The following is a 1292-nucleotide window of genomic DNA, read 5'->3' as shown; positions in this document are numbered from 1 at the left end:
GTTCTGATTTTTTCACTTCTTTAATATCTGTTAAATCTACGCTATCATCAGCAAAGTCTGGAACGATAAAGTGTGTTAAGCCTGTATAATCATCTTCACGTAATTTAGCTGGTGTATTTGCGTTGCTATCGAAGTTTTGTTCTAAGATTGTAAATGATTTAGTGCCTCCACTATTATCCCAAACTAAGCCAGTATGTCCCCAACGACTATAAACACCTTTTGTATAAATGGCAATTGCACAAATAGGAGGGACATAATCTCTAGTGTTTTCGACAACTTTCCAGCCTTTAGGCATAGCGTTTACTGTGTGTAATTCTTTAGCATTACCATAAAATCTTACGCCACCTGTTACGTGATAAACGAAGTCCACAACGACATCAGCACATTGGAAAGCATATTCTTTATCGAAGTCAATGTATTGTCCTTTCATGCTGTGCATGTATTCGATTGCTTCTTTATACTTAACCACACTTTGTGGCGAAGGTGTTGGCTTTTTGTTTGTTTTCGTTGATAGCTTTTTACTTGGTGCGGATTTAACGCCCTTAATGTATTTAGCGATCTGTTTATCTAAATTTTTGACATTGCGTGAATATCCGCAAGCCTCTAATAAGTTTCCGGGATCAATCTTATCAGCTTGAATATCTTGGTGGCCTGGCACTTCTGTTTTGTAATCAATGCCCCAATAATTACATAAATAAGCAAGCACTCGTGCCATGTTATCTAATGACTTACGTGAACGTTCAATATTACCTGGGAAGTAACTACCTTCTACACCAAAAGCAACGTCGTTTGCGTCTGCATTGTACCATTGATTATCGGTAGGCGTATTATATAATACATGCCATGCTTTCTCTGTTACTGGAATACATACAATGCACTCTTTATCATCAACGAATATATGAGCGCTGGCAACAATTGACCAATCAATCATATAAGTATTTTTATAATAATTCACGTTTGTTTGTGCTGTTGTGTGAGGGTTTCCAGTATCATGTGCTACTGCAAATAAAGGTTTTTTACTTGTTAAAGGTTGCCCACTTCTGCGTGTTCCAATAGGTAAAAAATCGTATTTAACTGGTACGCCATTCCATTTTTCTGCCATTACGCACGACCTCCACCAATTTTATTATTTTTATCTTTAGTTGAACCTGTACGTGGTCGAACTGTTTCCCAAATACCAGTAGCCATTAGTCCACTAATTAAACCGGCAAGCAATCGGCCACCAATTGATAATTCAGTAACGATTTCTGGAATAAAAGCTGTAATACCACCTAAAACGATACCAATACCAA

At 37.3% G+C, this 1292-nt stretch carries 1 protein-coding gene and 1 pseudogene; both read right to left on the bottom strand.

Annotated features, from left to right (window positions below):
- Positions 1–1102: peptidoglycan recognition protein family protein (locus tag HMPREF2881_RS09485; protein WP_141752625.1), on the bottom strand; the 1102-nt coding region annotated here is incomplete at its 3' end.
- A pseudogene (locus HMPREF2881_RS09480) lies at positions 1102–1292 on the bottom strand (hypothetical protein); the annotation flags it as partial. The gene HMPREF2881_RS09485 and the pseudogene HMPREF2881_RS09480, both read right to left, overlap by 1 nt.

The organism is Staphylococcus sp. HMSC057A08 (genome assembly GCF_001812925.1).
Lineage (GTDB): Bacteria > Bacillota > Bacilli > Staphylococcales > Staphylococcaceae > Staphylococcus > Staphylococcus hominis.
The sequence above is the reverse complement of the archived record's forward strand: the minus strand, read 5'-3'. Positions and strand labels throughout refer to the sequence as shown.